Source organism: Micromonospora matsumotoense, assembly GCF_050951065.1.
GTDB classification, from domain to species: Bacteria; Actinomycetota; Actinomycetes; order Mycobacteriales; family Micromonosporaceae; genus Micromonospora; species Micromonospora matsumotoensis.
Map to the genome: position 1 here is coordinate 5,687,768 of NZ_CP192025.1, position 14,653 is coordinate 5,702,420.

Annotated in this window: 11 protein-coding genes and 1 tRNA gene; 3 read left to right on the forward strand and 9 right to left on the reverse strand. The window is 73.5% G+C overall.

Annotation, left to right across the window (positions count from 1 at the left end):
• Positions 1-84: 84 nt before the first annotated feature.
• The 6 genes from ACQP1S_RS24030 to ACQP1S_RS24055 form a co-directional block, all read right to left on the reverse strand.
• A complete protein-coding gene (locus ACQP1S_RS24030; protein WP_432899427.1) occupies positions 85-879 on the reverse strand; it encodes an alpha/beta fold hydrolase in 795 nt (264 codons plus the stop codon).
• A gap of 229 nt (positions 880-1,108) precedes the next feature.
• Positions 1,109-1,183: transfer RNA gene (locus tag ACQP1S_RS24035), tRNA-Val, on the reverse strand.
• Between the two features lie 137 nt (positions 1,184-1,320).
• Entirely contained in the window at positions 1,321-1,788 is a 468-nt protein-coding gene (locus tag ACQP1S_RS24040; RefSeq protein ID WP_091238154.1) for a peroxiredoxin, read from the reverse strand.
• Positions 1,789-1,890: 102 nt separating this feature from the next.
• Positions 1,891-2,328, reverse strand: a complete 438-nt coding sequence (locus ACQP1S_RS24045) for a DUF3052 domain-containing protein (protein ID WP_091238156.1) — start codon at positions 2,326-2,328, stop codon at positions 1,891-1,893.
• 113 nt (positions 2,329-2,441) lie between these two features.
• On the reverse strand, positions 2,442-5,621 hold the full coding sequence (locus ACQP1S_RS24050; protein ID WP_432899432.1) for a thiamine pyrophosphate-dependent enzyme: 3,180 nt from the start codon (positions 5,619-5,621) through the stop codon (positions 2,442-2,444).
• A 64-nt stretch (positions 5,622-5,685) separates the two neighbouring features.
• Positions 5,686-6,165, reverse strand: a complete 480-nt coding sequence (locus tag ACQP1S_RS24055; protein WP_432899435.1) for a MarR family winged helix-turn-helix transcriptional regulator — start codon at positions 6,163-6,165, stop codon at positions 5,686-5,688.
• 178 nt (positions 6,166-6,343) lie between these two features.
• On the opposite strand from ACQP1S_RS24055, the gene ACQP1S_RS24060 reads away from it, so the two are divergent.
• On the forward strand, positions 6,344-8,011 hold the full coding sequence (locus tag ACQP1S_RS24060) for an alkaline phosphatase D family protein (protein ID WP_432899438.1): 1,668 nt from the start codon (positions 6,344-6,346) through the stop codon (positions 8,009-8,011).
• Between the two features lie 110 nt (positions 8,012-8,121).
• Here the strand turns inward: ACQP1S_RS24060 and ACQP1S_RS24065 are convergent, their stop codons facing one another.
• Positions 8,122-8,526 carry a YjbQ family protein gene (locus tag ACQP1S_RS24065; RefSeq protein ID WP_432899441.1) on the reverse strand — a complete coding sequence of 135 codons (405 nt, stop codon included), beginning with the start codon at positions 8,524-8,526 and terminating at the stop codon, positions 8,122-8,124.
• A 253-nt stretch (positions 8,527-8,779) separates the two neighbouring features.
• Here ACQP1S_RS24065 and aceE point away from each other — a divergent pair, with 253 nt between their 5' ends.
• The gene (aceE, locus tag ACQP1S_RS24070) at positions 8,780-11,524 is read left to right on the forward strand and encodes a pyruvate dehydrogenase (acetyl-transferring), homodimeric type (RefSeq protein WP_432899444.1); all 2,745 of its coding nucleotides are present in this window, start codon (positions 8,780-8,782) and stop codon (positions 11,522-11,524) included.
• Between the two features lie 65 nt (positions 11,525-11,589).
• Here the strand turns inward: aceE and ACQP1S_RS24075 are convergent, their stop codons facing one another.
• Positions 11,590-13,206: a carboxylesterase/lipase family protein gene (locus tag ACQP1S_RS24075; protein ID WP_432899447.1), complete on the reverse strand. Its 1,617-nt coding sequence runs from the start codon at positions 13,204-13,206 to the stop codon at positions 11,590-11,592.
• 230 nt (positions 13,207-13,436) lie between these two features.
• Between ACQP1S_RS24075 and ACQP1S_RS24080 the strand changes: the two genes are divergently transcribed.
• Positions 13,437-14,057, forward strand: coding sequence for a TetR/AcrR family transcriptional regulator (locus ACQP1S_RS24080; protein WP_432899450.1), 621 nt, complete (start codon positions 13,437-13,439; stop codon positions 14,055-14,057).
• 143 nt (positions 14,058-14,200) lie between these two features.
• Here ACQP1S_RS24080 and ACQP1S_RS24085 read toward each other — a convergent pair whose 3' ends face one another.
• Complete coding sequence (locus ACQP1S_RS24085) at positions 14,201-14,647, reverse strand: SRPBCC family protein (RefSeq protein ID WP_091238177.1); 447 nt, start codon at positions 14,645-14,647, stop codon at positions 14,201-14,203.
• Positions 14,648-14,653: the final 6 nt, after the last annotated feature.

Consider the following 14,653-nt stretch of genomic DNA (forward strand, 5'->3'; position numbering starts at 1 on the left):
GCCGCGGGGCGGGGCGGGGGCGGGGGCGGGGCGGGGGGCGGGGGGCGGGGAGGGGAGGGGGGTGGGGGCGGGGAGGGCGGGGGGTCAGCGGAGTTGGTGGGTGAGGAAGGGGAGGGCCAGGCGGGGTAGCAGGGGGGTGGTGGGGATTTCCTGGTGGGTGAGGCCGGGGAGGATGGCCAGGCGGGAGAGGGGGCGGAGGTGGGCGGTGCCGGCTGCGCCCGGGGGGCGGTGGCCGCCGCCGAGCAGCCCGTAGAACTCGGCCATGTGGCTGACCGGGATCGAGTCGGCGTCGGCGAAGACCAGCAGGGTCGGTACGGCGAGGGCGGCCACCTCCGGCGACCAGTCGTACTCGCGGCGCAGCAGGGCGCCGGACTTGGCCCACAGCTGCGGCCAGTCCTGCGGTCGGGGGGCGATCCGTTCATAGAGCTGGTACGTGGGCGTGCCGCGCATCTGCTCGCCGGCCTGCTCGTCCTGGCCGGCCAGCGCGGCCAGCACCTCGGGATACCAGCCCTGCCGCCGGCACGGGGTGGAGACCAGCACCAGCCGACGCACCAGTTCCGGGTGCTGGATCGCGGTCCGCAGCGCCACCCCGCCGCCGAGGGAGTAGCCCAGCACCTCCGCCCCGGGCAGGTCGAGATGGCGCAGCAGCGCGGCGACGTCGTCGGCCATCGACTCGTACCGCAGCGGTCGGTCCACGTCGGCGGTCCGGCCATGACCCTGGAGGTCCACCGCGATCACCCGGCGACGTCGCGCCAGGGCCGGCAGGATCGGCCCGAACGTCTCCACCGCGCCGTAGCCGCCGTGCAACAGCACCAACGGCCGTCCCTCGCCGTGCTCCTCGTACCAGAGCCGCAACCCGTTGACGTCCGCGTAGCTCACCGGTGTCTCCTTCGACCTGCGCCGGTCTTCGGGGCCGGAGCGGACGTCCGCACGGTGGTCCCTCAGACCTACGGCGGGGGTGGGAACGGGGTGCGGGATGGGTGGGAACGGGCTGCGGCCTGGTGGACAGAACCCACCGCTCGACGATCCGGCCACCGTCAGGCCGGGAGGTGAGCGGAATGCTGCCGTCAGCGGACGGAACGGGGACCGCTGCGGTGCTGGTGAAGGGTGGTGGGCGCGGCAGGTTTCGAACCTGCGACCCCCCGCTTGTAAGGCGGGTGCTCTCCCACTGAGCTACGCGCCCGGAACGCCCGTACGAGCGGGCCGGAGGCTGGCAAGCTTACCTGCCGGCCGCCGGCCCGTCGCAACGGTGTGCCCGGTCGAACGGTGCGCCCGCCGCACCGGCGGACCCGGTGCGGCGGCGCGCGGTCGGCGCGAAGGTCAGGCGGCGACCGTGTCGGCGAGGGCCTTGCGCCAGCCCTGCTGGTCACGCGCCTCGCCCGGCATGTTCATCTCGGCGAACCGGACGATGCCGGCCTTGTCGATGACGAAGGTGCCCCGGTTGGCGATGCCGGCGAGGTCGTTGAAGACGCCGTACGCCTGGGCGACCGCCCCGTGCGGCCAGAAGTCGGCCAGCAGCGGGAACTGGTAGCTCTCCTTCTCGGCCCAGATCTTGTGGGCGTAGATCGAGTCGACGCTGACGGTGAGCACCTGCACGTCGTCGTTGACGTAGTCGTTGAGGTTGTCCCGCACCTCGCACAGCTCACCCTGGCAGATGCCGGTGAAGGCGAGCGGGTAGAAGACCAGCAGCACGGTGCGGTTGCCCCGGAAGTCCGAGAGCCGCACCTCCTGGTTGTTCTGGTCCTTCAACAGGAAGTCGGGCGCCTCGGCACCAACCTCGATCGGCATGCGAACTCCTTGGGTCGACTCTGAGGTGGGTCCAGCCTGCCACACCCGGCGGCGACGCCCCGGATGCGGGATTGCTCAGTTGGGTACGGCCCGGCCGGGACCCTACTTGCGGCCCTTGGAGCCACGACGCAGCACGAGCCGGGCGGCGCTCCAGTCCAGGCCGGCGTTGAGGGTCGAGGTCTGCTGGAGGCCGGCGGTCTGCGCCGACTCGGCGACCTCGCTCGGCTCGACGTGCCCGTCCCGCCCGGCCTTCGGGGTCAACAGCCACACGACTCCGGCGTCGGCCAGCGGACCGAGGGCGTCGACGAGAAGCTCGAAGAGGTCGCCGTCGCCGTCGCGGTACCAGACGAGCACCGCGTCGACCACCTCGTCGGTGTCCTCGTCGACCAGTTCTCCACAGCGGTCGGTCAGGGCGTCCCGGAGATCCTGGTCGACGTCCTCGTCGTACCCCATCTCCATGACGACCATCCCCGGTTCGATCCCGAACCGGTCCGCCAGGAGACGTACCCCGTCGGCGGCCTGACCAGCGGTCGCGCTCACTGTCGCGTGCCTCCTCATCTCGTCCCTGCCCGGCGGCGTCGTGGCGACGCCGTCAGGCAGAGTCCACACAGTTGTGGTCCGTCGCGCAAGTGGCGCACCGGGTGGAACGGAATTTACCGTGCCAGCAGCGTACGGGCACCCTGGGTAATGGCATCCTCGGAGACCAGCACGTGACGGGCAGCCGGACCTAATGGTACAAACGAGTCAACTGCTGCCACCCGCCGCGCCGCACCCACGAATCCGGCGTCGACCAGCGCCGCGAGGATGCCCTCACCGACCCCGCCGGAGCGCCGGGTCTCGTCCACCACCAGCACCCGGCCGGTCGCGGACGCCTCCCGGATCAGGTCCGCCACCGGCAGCGGGGCCAGCCAGCGCAGATCCACCACCCGGCTGCCGATCCCCTCGTCGGCCAGGGTCGACGCCGCCCGCAGCGACATCCGCACCCCGTTACCGAAAGTGACGATGGTGATGTCCTCGGCCGAACCGACGCCGTACACCCGGGCCCGGCCGATCGGCGCGTGACCGGCCGCCCAGTCGGCCGGCTCGGCGTAGGACCCCAGCCACTCCCCGTCACCCGGCTCGTACAGGTCCCGGGTGTGGTAGAGCGCGATCGGCTCCAGGAACACCGAGACGGTGCCGTCCACCACGGCGGCGGCCAGGCAGGTCCGCAGCAGCGGCGCGGCGTCGTCCGGCCGCGCCGGCACCGCGACCACCAGACCCGGCACGTCCCGCAGTACGGCCACCGAGTTGTCGTTGTGGAAGTGCCCGCCGAACCCCTCCTGGTAGGCCAGCCCCGGCACCCGCACCACCATCGGGTTGCGGAACGCCCCCTGTGAGAAGAACTGCATGGTGGCCGCCTCGCCCCGCAACTGGTCCTCGGCGTTGTGCAGGTACGCCAGATACTGGATCTCCGGCACCGGCAGCATCCCGGCCAACCCGGCGCCCAACCCCAGCCCCAGCACCGACGTCTCGTCCAGCAGGGTGTCGAAGACCCGGGCCGCGCCGAACCTGTCCCGCAGCCCCTTCGTCACCCCGTACACCCCGCCCTTGGCGGCGACGTCCTCGCCGAAGACCGCCAACTGCGGGTGGCTGAGCATCCCGTCGGCGAGGGCGGCGTTGATGCTCTGCGCCAGGGTCAGCGGGCCGGCCAGCTCCGGAGGTTTGCCACCGAACGCCGCCATCCGGTCGGCCGCGTCCGGCCCGGCCGCCCGCTCCGCCGCCTGCGCCACCGTCATGGCGACCCGCTTGGGCCGGCGGGGCGACAGCGGGGCCACCACGTCGGCCGGGGCGGCCAGCTTCGGCTCGTCGAGCACCTCCTCGGCGGTACGGCGTACCTGCCAGCCCCGCTCGTCGTAGCGGGCCAGCAACTCCTCGCCGGTGGCCACCCCCGACTCGACGAGCAGCCGGGCGGTGGCCAGCACCGGATCGCGCGCCTCGTCGGCGGCGATCTCGGCGGTGCTGCGGTACGCCCGCTCGGCGTCCGCCCCGGCGTGCCCCAACAGCCGCACCGTCCGCAGGTGCAGCACCGCCGGACGACGGTGCCGCCGCACCCAGCCGGCGGCCTCGGCGGCCACCGCGTGCACGGCCACCGGGTCGGTGCCGTCGGCGGTGAAGTAGCGCACCCCGGGCCGGGCCCGCAGCGTCCGCTCCACCCAGCCGTCCGGCGACCGGACGCTGATGCCCAGGCCGTTGTCCTCACAGACGAAGAGCACCGGAATCCGCAGGCCGGTGTGGTCGTACCAGCCGGCGGTGTTGAACGCGGCGGTGGCGCTGGCGTGGTTGACCGAGGCGTCGCCGAACGAGCAGACCACGATGGCGTCCCGGGGCCACGGTGAACGCAGCGGACCGGCCGGTTCGTCGCGCCGGCCGGCGGTGTCGATCCGGCGCAGCCGCTCCACGGCCAGTCCCAGGCCGACCGCCCGGGGCAGGTGCGAGGCGATGGTGGAGGTGGTCGGCACCACGGCCAGGTCGACCCGGCCGAAGACCTTGTGCCGGCCCCCGGCGATCGGGTCGAGGGTCGAGGCGACCATCCCGCGCAGCACGTCCCGGGCCGCCACGGCGTACGCCTCCTGCCATCCGTCGTCGTCCGGTCCCGACCCGACCGCCGATACCGACGACGCCCCGACCACGGACCCCGGCAGCCCGGGACCGGCGGGGACGGGGGGACTGCCCGGGTCGGGGCTGGGCGCGGCAGCCATCGGCGCGGACCCAGCAGGGGTGGCGGGGTCGGCGGGGGTGGACTCGGGGGCGGCGGGCCGGCTCCGGGGCACCGGTTCGGTGGTGCCGTCGCTGCCCACCCGGTAGGCCACCGGGCCGACCGGCAAGGACGGCCCGGCGTCACCGTCGACCGCGTCCGTCGTGCCCGACGGCGCGGGACGCACGTCCGTCGTGCCCGACGGCGCGGGGCGTGCGTCCTCGACGGCAACCTCCGGGCCGTCTCCCGGTGCCGATCCGGCCTGACCGGTCACGCCGGCCGACGACGCAGAGGTGAGATCCGCTGCCCCGGCCGGGTGGGGGGATTCCGCTCCACCGACCGGCGGGCCGGGGAGGTCCCCCTGCCCGGCCGACGAGCCGGCGACGGTGGGCTCCTCCACCAGCGGAGCGGCGGCACGCGGGTCGTCGGCCGGCGAGGTGGCGAGCGGCGAGGTGGCGACGTCCGGGCTGCTGAGCAGCAGGGGCCTGGCGTCCGGGTCCCCGGCGGTGGAGCCGGCGGAATGCGGGGCGACAGTCAGGCGGGTGCCGTCGCGATCACCGGCCGACGGGTCGGTGCCGTCATCGAGGTCACGTTCGCCGTCCGGGTGACCGAGCGCCGCCGCGCCGTCCCCGCCGGGAGGGCCGACAACCGCGCCGTCCCCATCGGGGAAGCCACCAACCGCGCCGTCCCCGTCCGGGAAGCTGCCGGCCGCGCCGTCCCCGCCGGAAAGGCCGACGACCGCGCCGTCCCCGTCCGGGAAGCTGCCGGCCGCCTGGGCGGCGCGCAGGCAGTAGAAGGCGCCGGAGCGGTAGTGCAGCAGGGCGGGATCGGTGGGGCGCAGCGCGGCGGCCACCGCCGCATTCGCCTCGTGCCCGGCCGAGCCGATCGTGTAGAAGCCCTCGTCGAAGCTGCGCAGCCAGCGGCCGGCCAGGTCGAGCTGGCGGCTGGTCACCTGCGCGTCGAAGAGGGCGAGCAACTGTCGGCCGGTCAGCGCGGCGGCCGGCCGTACCGGTTGCGCGGGGTCACGCCGCCGCTCGGGCTCGGGTAACGCGCCCAGGGTCTCCCGGAACCGGTCGTCGAGATCTTGCGGGGTGGTCACGCGATCAGCATTACCGACGGAGGCCACGGTCGCCCACTCAGACACGATCCGACCGGGGGGTGAGTCAGTCCTCCGCACACCGCTGCGGCCAGCCCCCGTCGGATACCTTTCCCACCAGTTCCCGCAAAGTGGACAGCTCCTCGATGGTCAACCCGACGAGCAGCCGGGAACCCGACAGCGCCTCGCGGACCTGCTCCCGTACCCGGCGGCCCTCGTCGGTGACCAGCAGCGCCTTCTGTCGCCGGTCGGTCGGGTCGACCCGGCGGGTGACCAGCCCGGCCTGTTCCAGCCGGTCGACCAGGGCGGTCACATTGGACCGGTCACACGCCAACCGCGCGGCGAGGTCACGCGCCGGTGACGGCCGGTCCGGGTCCAGCTCGTACAGCGCACGGGCCACCGCCGGGGTGAGTCGCAGGGCGGCGAGCGCCGCCTCCTGGTCCTGCCGGATCGCGCCGGCGACGTGCAGGAACCGGCGCACCGTCTCGCCGGTCAGCCCGGCGCGGTCGGCCCAGTCGGCTTCCGTGGGGCCGGCCCCCTGCGTCATCCCCCGACTCTACGTCCGTGTCGACCGCCCACCGCGCCACCGGGCCGGCCGCCCGGCCCCGATCGCCTGCCGTTGTTCGGCTGGCGGAGACGACGATGGTCTCCCGCCGTCACCTGACGGTCACCAGGGGTCGCGACGCTGCCGGGGTCAGGTACACACCGCACCCCGGGAGGTTCCCATGGCACTGTCCCGCCGTACCGTCCTGCTCTCCGGCGCGGCGCTCGGCGCGGCCGGCGCGACCGGCGGTCTGTCGACGCCCGCCGACGCCGCCGACGGGCGTCCCGCCCGCCCGGTGGGCACCGCCCACCACCGACCGTTGATCTGGCCGTTCACCCTCGGGGTGGCCTCCGGCGACCCGGACCACGAGGGCGTGGTGCTGTGGACCCGGCTGGCCCCGCAGCCGCTGGCCGGGGACGGGTTGGGCGGCATGCCCGACCGGATGGTCGAGGTGCAGTGGGAGGTGGCCGCCGACGAGTTGTTCCGGCACGTCGTCCAGCGGGGCACGGCGACCGCCCGGCCCGAGTCGGCGCACAGCGTGCACGTCGAGCTGACCGGGCTGCTGCCGGGGCGGGAGTACTTCTACCGGTTCCGGGCCGAGGGGCACCTCTCCCCCACCGCGCGGACCCGCACCGCGCCCGACCCGGCGGCCCTGCCCGCCGCGCTGGCGATGGGCTTCGTCTCCTGCTCCCACTACGAGCAGGGGTACTTCACCGCCTACCGGCGGCTGGCCGAGAGCGCCCCGGAGCTGATCCTGCACCTCGGCGACTACCAGTACGAGTACGCCCGGGAGTACGGCCCGGACCGGCCGCGCGGGCACGAGGGTCCGGAGACCCGGACACTGGCCGGCTACCGGCAGCGGCACGCCCAGTACAAGACCGACCCGGATCTCCAGGCGGCGCACGCGGTGGCTCCCTGGGCGGTGGTCTTCGACGACCACGAGGTGGAGAACAACTGGGCCGGCGCGGTGCCGGAGGAGCCTGATCCGCACTTCCTGGCCCGGCGGGCCGCCGCCTTCCAGGCGTACCACGAGAACATGCCGTTGCGGCGGGCCTCGGTGCCGCGCGGTCCGGACCTGGCGCTGCACCGGCGGTTGCGCTGGGGTCGGCTGGCCACCTTCCACCTGCTCGACACCCGGCAGTTCCGCGACGACCAGGCGTGCGGGGACGGCTACCGGGACTGCCCGGCGGCGGCCGACCCGGGCCGCACCATCACCGGCGCGGCGCAGGAGGCGTGGCTGCTCGACGGGTTCCGCCGCTCCGACACCCGCTGGGACCTCCTCGCCCAGCAGGTGTTCTTCGCCGCCCGGGACCGCGACCCCGGGCCCGCCAGGCTGACCAGCATGGACGCCTGGGACGGCTACCTGGCCTCCCGGGACCGGATCACCCGGGGCTGGGTGAACGCCGGGGTGCGCAACCCGGTGGTGCTCACCGGGGACGTGCACGCGCACTGGGCAGCCGACCTGAAGCTGGACTACACCGACCCGGGGGCGCGGGCCGTCGGCGTCGAGCTGGTCTGCTCCTCGGTCACCTCGGGCGGGGACGGCTTCGACTCGGCCAGCGGCTCGCACCCCTGGTTGCGCACCAATCCACACCTGCGGTTCCAGAACGACCTGCGCGGTTTCGTCCGGACCACGATCACCCCGGCGCAGCTCAGTGCGGACTTCATGGTGCTGCCGTACGTGAGCCGGGCGGGCGCCCCGGCGTACCCCCGGGCGTCGTTCGTGGTCGAGGACCGGGTGCCCGGCCTGCACCAGACGGGCGACCGGCCGCCGACGACGGCCCGCGCGCTGCCGCCGGGCGTGGACCGGGACCGGTACACCGTCGAGACGGAGACCGGGCTGCGCTGAGCCAGCCCGACGCGGCGGCCGGGACGCGGCGCGGCGCCGGGGCGGCCGGGCGGGACGGTGCACCGCGCCGGGGCGGACCGGGCGCCTGCGGGAGGGGAGTGCGGGCCGGGTCAGCCGGGGAGGAAGGAGAAACGGACCTGGCGCGACGGGTTGTCGCCGTTGGGGTCGACCAGGCAGACCGACTGCCAGGTGCCGAGCTGGAGCCGCCCGCCGAGCACCGGCAGCGTCGCGTACGGCGGCACGAAGGCGGGCAGCACGTGGTCGCGACCGTGCCCCGGCGAGCCGTGCCGGTGCCGCCAGCGGTCGTCGGTGGGCAGCAGGTCGTCGAGCGCCCGCAGCAGGTCGTCGTCGGAGCCGGCACCGGTCTCGATGATCGCCACCCCGGCGGTGGCGTGCGGCACGAAGACGTGCAGCAGGCCGTCACCCTGCCCGGTGACGAACCGTTCGGCCTCGGCCGTGAGGTCGACGACGGTGGGTCGGGAACCGGTCCGGACGGTGATCACCTCGCTGCGCATACGGCGCATTCTGCCGCACCGGCCCCATCGTCGCCGCCGTCCCGTGCCGACCGGTTGGTGGGACGACCCGACGGGCGGGAACGGAACGGCCCGCGGGGCGACCGGGGCCGGCTCCGGCGCGGTCGAGCGGCAAAGTTACCGGCGGGTACCTGTGTTCAGCGTCGCGTCTGGGGGAGCAAGAGGTGACGACGGGTGCCACCAGAGGGCAGGATGGCGCTAGAGACCTATCCCACACACAACCGAGGGAACGCCTGTGGCTACGGAACGCAAGCGCCCGGTGATCACCGCTGGTCTGCCGAGCCAGCTTCCGGACATCGACCCCGAAGAGACCAGCGAGTGGGTCGAGTCGCTCGACGGTGTCATCGACGAGCGCGGAACCAAACGCGCCCGGTACGTCATGCTGAGCCTGCTGGAGCGGGCCCGCGAGCGGCAGGTCGGGGTGCCGTCCCTGACCACCACCGACTACATCAACACCATCACCCCGGAGCAGGAACCCTGGTTCCCGGGTGACGAGCACGTCGAGCGGCGGATCCGGGCGTACGTCCGGTGGAACGCGGCGATGCTGGTGCACCGGGCACAGCGGCCGGAGATCGGCGTCGGTGGGCACATCTCCACCTTCGCCAGCTCCGCCTCCCTCTACGAGGTGGGCTTCAACCACTTCTTCCGGGGCAAGAACCACCCGGGCGGCGGCGACCACATCTTCTACCAGGGGCACGCCTCCCCCGGCATGTACGGGCGGGCGTTCCTGGAGGGTCGACTCTCGGAGGACCAGCTCGACGGGTTCCGCCAGGAGCTGTCCCACCCGAGCGGCGGGCTGCCGTCGTACCCGCACCCGCGGCTGATGCCGGACTTCTGGGAGTTCCCCACGGTCTCCATGGGTCTGGGCCCGCTGAACGCGATCTACCAGGCCCGGTTCAACCGCTACCTCCAGCACCGGGGCATCAAGGACACCTCCCAGCAGCACGTCTGGGCGTTCCTCGGCGACGGCGAGATGGACGAGGTGGAGTCGCTCGGCGCGATCGGCGTGGCCGCCCGCGAGGAGCTGGACAACCTCACCTTCGTGATCAACTGCAACCTCCAGCGGCTGGACGGCCCGGTCCGGGGCAACGGCAAGGTGATGCAGGAGCTGGAGGCGTTCTTCCGGGGCGCCGGCTGGAACGTCATCAAGGTGGTCTGGGGCCGGGAGTGGGACCCGCTGCTCGCCGCGGACACCGACGGCGCGCTGGTCAACCTGATGAACACCACCCCCGACGGCGACTACCAGACCTACAAGGCGGAGTCCGGGGCGTACGTCCGGGAGCACTTCTTCGGTCGTGACCAGCGGACCCGCAAGATGGTCGAGCACCTGTCCGACGACGAGATCTGGAACCTCAAGCGGGGCGGGCACGACTACCGCAAGCTCTACGCGGCCTACAAGGCGGCCACCGAGCACACCGGGCAGCCGACCGTCATCCTGGCCAAGACCATCAAGGGCTGGACGCTGGGCTCGCACTTCGAGGGCCGCAACGCCACGCACCAGATGAAGAAGCTGACGCTGGACGACCTCAAGCTGTTCCGCGACCGGCTCTTCCTGGACATCCCGGACAAGGTTCTGGAGGACAACCCCTACCTGCCGCCGTACTACACCCCGGGTGAGTCCTCGGACGAGCTGGCGTACCTGCGGGAGCGGCGCGAGCAGCTCGGCGGTTACCTGCCGTCCCGGCGGACCAGCCACAAGAAGCTGACGATCCCGGGGCCGGAGCGGTTCGCCGACGTCAAGCGCGGCTCGGGCAAGCAGAAGGTGGCCACCACGATGGCCTTCGTCCGCCTGCTCAAGGACATCATGAAGGACAAGGAGTTCGGCAAGCGCTGGGTGCCGATCATCCCGGACGAGGCGCGCACCTTCGGCCTGGACTCGATCTTCCCGACCGCGAAGATCTACTCGCCGCACGGCCAGCGGTACACCTCGGTCGACCGGGAGCTGTTCCTGTCGTACAAGGAGTCGACCACCGGGCAGATCCTGCACGAGGGGATCAACGAGGCCGGCTCGGTCGCCTCGTTCACCGCCGCCGGCACGGCGTACGCCACCCACGACGAACCGATGATCCCGATGTACATGTTCTACTCGATGTTCGGGTTCCAGCGCACCGGTGACGGCTTCTGGGCGGCGGCCGACCAGATGGCCCGGGGCTTCGTCCTCGGTGCCACCGCCGGTCGGACCACGCTCAACGGTGAGGGCCTGCAGCACGAGGACGGCCACTCGCTGCTGCTGGCCGCCACCAACCCGGCGGTGGTCGCCTACGACGCGGCGTTCGGGTTCGAGCTGGCGCACATCGTGGAGCGCGGCCTGCACCGGATGTACGGCGAGGACCAGGAGAACATCTTCTACTACCTCACCGTCTACAACGAGCCGATCCACCAGCCGGTCGAGCCGTCCGAGCTGGACGTCGAGGGGCTGCTCCGGGGCATCTACCGCTATGCGGCCGCCCCGCAGGTCGACGGGGACGCGCCGAAGGCGAACATCCTGGCCTCCGGCACCGGCATGCAGTGGGCGCTCAAGGCCCAGCAGCTACTCGCCCAGGACTGGGGGGTGGCCGCCGACGTCTGGTCGGTGACCTCCTGGACCGAGCTGCGCCGCGACGCGGTGATCTGCGAGGAGCACAACCTGCTCAACCCGGGCGCGGAGCAGCGGGTGCCGTACATCCAGGAGAAGCTGGCCGACGCCGACGGGCCGAAGGTCGCGGTCAGCGACTGGATGCGCGCGGTACCGGACCTGATCGCCCGTTGGGTACCGGGTGACTACACCTCGCTCGGCACCGACGGCTTCGGCATGTCGGACACCCGGCACGCGCTGCGCCGGCACTTCCATGTCGATGCCGAGTCGGTGGCGGTCGCGACGCTGCGACAGCTCGCCCTGCGCGGGACGGTGCCGGCCACCATCCCCGCCGAGGCGGCCAAGAAGTACGCCATCGACGACGTCAACGCCGCCCCGGTCGGCGAGACCGGCGGCGACAGCTGACCTGCACCACCCAGCGAGGCCCGGCGCCACCGCGCCGGGCCTCGCTGCGTCGCTGTCGGGCCACCTCACCCCGTTGCCAGATCCGCCCACAGGTCGCAGTGGTGCTCGGCGCCGAAGTCGGTGCGCTGGCCCCCGCTGCCGGGCGCCAGCGTGCGGACCTCGGCGGTGGCGCTGCGGAACCGGGGCCAGGGTGCGGCGCCGGGAGCGGCGGGCCTACCGGTCGCCGCGAAGGCAGCCCAGGAGTCGATCATGTCGGCGGCCAGCTGGCGGTGTCCGTCGCCCAGGCTGCGGTCCGCCATGTCGAACAGGTACGGCAGCTCGCTGCCGTGGTAGGCGCCGAGCGGTTCGGTGATCCAGGGCGCGGGTGGCGGGGCGTCGCGGTCGGTGAACTCGTAGCCGTACACCGGCGTGTGGCGGGCCAGGAGGCGGTCGCCGGCCAGGGTGGGGCAGGCCCAGATCCGGTCGGTGGCGACCGCCGCCCAGGCGGCGGTCGGCGAGTCGAAGTCGGTGACCGGATACCGGTCGGCGACCCGGCCCGCCGGTGCGCCGAAGGCCGCGTCCAGGAGCTGCCGGTATGCAAGGGCGTCGATCGGGGGGCTGAAGGCGAGGAAGCTGCGGTGCTCGTCGCGGGTGCTGCCGGACAACACCGGCACCCGGTGGAACGCTCCCCGCCGCAGGGCCTCGGCGGGCAGGAGGGGCAGCGTGGGCGTGCCGTAGGCCAGGGTGTCGAACATCGAGTTGACGGTGCCCTGGTCGCCGACGGTGGCGGTGAGCAGGGTCTGCGGCGTCATGCCGCGCAGGCAGGTCACCGGCGCCGTCCCGGGGGCGCACCGCTCGGGGCCGGGCCGGCCGGCGTCGAGCGCCGCGGCGGCCTCCTCGCCGGCCTGCTGCACCTGCGCCAGGGGTGACCAGGGGGAGCCCGCGGGAAGGCCGAACCCGAACAGCTTGTCGGGCCAGCTGGTCAGGCAGGAACCACTTTGGATGATCGCCCTGTCGAACAGTCCGGCGGACGAGGGCGAGGTGAGCTGGGAGCAGACACTCATCCCGCCTGCCGACTGCCCGGCGACGGTGACGTCGTGCGGGTCGCCGCCGAACGCCGCCGCGTTGCGGCGTACCCAGCGCAGGGCGGCCTGCTGGTCCTGGAGGCCGAACGTGCCGGAGCCGGCCAGCCCGGGTAGCCCGAGGTAGCCCAGCACCCCCAGCCGGTAGTTGACGGTGACGACCACGATCCCACCATCGGCGGCCAGCCGCCGGGGGTCGTAGTCGGCGCCGGCGCCACCGGTGAAGCTGCCGCCGTGCAGCCACACCAGCACCGGACGTGGCCGGGCCGGCCGGGTGGGCGTCGTCACGTTCACGAACAGGCAGTCCTCGTCACCCCACACCGCGCCGGGTTGAAACGGGTCCGGCTGGGGGCAGGAGCTGCCCGGCTCGGTGGCGTCCCGTACCCCGGCCCAGCCGGGGACCGGTTGGGGCGCCCGCCAGCGCAGCTCGCCGACCGGCGGCGCCGCGTAGGGGATGGCCTGATAGCTGCGTACCTGGTCGTCGACGGTGCCCCGCAGCCAGCCGGCACCGGTGCGGACCAGACCCGGGGTGGCCGCGGTGGCGGGGACGGCCGTGATCGTGCCGAGCAGCGCGGCCGTCATGGTCGCCACGACCACCGCCTGTCGTGCGCGTCGTCGCATGCACTTCCTCCTTCGGCGGGACGGTGTCGTCCTGGGGCGCGGCGGGGTCGGCGGTGCCGCCCCGGCGCAGGGTGTCGGGAGGCTCCCGACCCGGCGGCGACGTGCCGGGGCCTGGCGCCGGAGGGTGTGGAATCGTCTCCGGGCGCGGTCGCTGGTGGAATCGCCGATCCGTGCCGGCGGTTTCATGATACGACCGTATCAGAAAAGTGTCTCCGAACTGGACGGTGCCCATGCCCAAACGCGTCGACCACGACCAGCGACGCCGGCACATCGCCGGCGCGCTGTTGCGGATCGCCGAACAGCGCGGGCTGCAGCACGCCAGCATGCGTGAGGTCGCGGCGGCGGCCGAGGTGTCGGTACGACTGGTGCAGTACTACTTCCACACCAAGGACGAACTGCTCCTGGCCTCGCTCGGCTACCTCGCGGAGGAACTCGGGGCCCGGGTCGCCCGGCGGATCGCCGCGCTCGGATCGCCGCCCACCCCGCGCGACGTCGTGTCCGGCACCCTGACGGCGATCCTGCCGACCGATCCGGAGAGCGTCCGGCTGACCCGCACCTACGCCGCCTTCTACAGCCTGGTCCTCGCCGAACCGGACCTGACCAGGCACGGAGCACCCCACCCCGACCTGCTCGAACGCCTGCTCGCCCACCAACTCCGCGCCGCCCAGCAGGCCGGCGACGCGCACGCCGAACTGGACCCCGGGCTCACCGCCGCCGGCCTGCTCGCCCTGACCAACGGCCTCGGTTCCAGCGTCCTCGGCGGTCAACGCGACGCCGAGGCCGCCCTGCGCATCCTCACCTACCACCTCGACCGCCTGTTCGTCCCCTCGGCGGGCCACACCGCGCCGTAGGCGACCGCCGGCACGCCGACGACCAGCAGCCGTCCGAAGGAGCCCACGGCCGGCGACGACGGAGCACGAGGACGGCGGTGGCCGGCGTCCCTGGCAGGGAGGCCGGCCACCGCCGGGTGCGGGTGACGCGGGAAGGCGGCCGGTCAGCCGACGGCGGCCAGGTCGGTGAGGCGGGCCAGCGAGTCCTCCAGGTCGGCGCCGACCCGACGCAGCCCGAGGCGCAGTAGGGCGCCCTTGACCGGGCCGGCCGGCCAACGGACCACGATCAGCCGGACGATCGTGCCACCCTCCTCCTCGTCGGCGGTGAGCTGCACGTAGATCTCGGTGCGCGCCTCGGCCCGGGCACCGGCCCCCCTGGCGCGTTCCCGCCAGCCGATCAGGGTGGGTTCCTGGTAGGCGATCACCTCGGCCTCGTGCGCCGAGCCGCGCCCGGCCTGGACGAGTTGTCGGCGGCCGAAGCCCTCCCCCGAGAGGACCTCGGCGGCCCGGACCCCGGCCAGCCAGGCGGGCAGCTGCTCGGCCCGCTGGACGACTTCCCAGACCGCTTCCACCGGCGCCGTCACGTGCGCACTGCGTTCGACGAGGATCATTCTTTT

Coding starts and splice junctions, on each gene's coding strand:
- ACQP1S_RS24080 (WP_432899450.1), top strand. CDS start 13,437: ATGCCCAAACGCGTCGACCACGACCAGCGACGCCGGCACATCGCCGGC.
- ACQP1S_RS24040 (WP_091238154.1), bottom strand. CDS start 1,788: ATGCCGATCGAGGTTGGTGCCGAGGCGCCCGACTTCCTGTTGAAGGAC.
- ACQP1S_RS24085 (WP_091238177.1), bottom strand. CDS start 14,647: ATGATCCTCGTCGAACGCAGTGCGCACGTGACGGCGCCGGTGGAAGCG.
- ACQP1S_RS24060 (WP_432899438.1), top strand. CDS start 6,344: ATGGCACTGTCCCGCCGTACCGTCCTGCTCTCCGGCGCGGCGCTCGGC.
- ACQP1S_RS24065 (WP_432899441.1), bottom strand. CDS start 8,526: ATGCGCAGCGAGGTGATCACCGTCCGGACCGGTTCCCGACCCACCGTC.
- ACQP1S_RS24055 (WP_432899435.1), bottom strand. CDS start 6,165: ATGACGCAGGGGGCCGGCCCCACGGAAGCCGACTGGGCCGACCGCGCC.
- ACQP1S_RS24075 (WP_432899447.1), bottom strand. CDS start 13,206: ATGCGACGACGCGCACGACAGGCGGTGGTCGTGGCGACCATGACGGCC.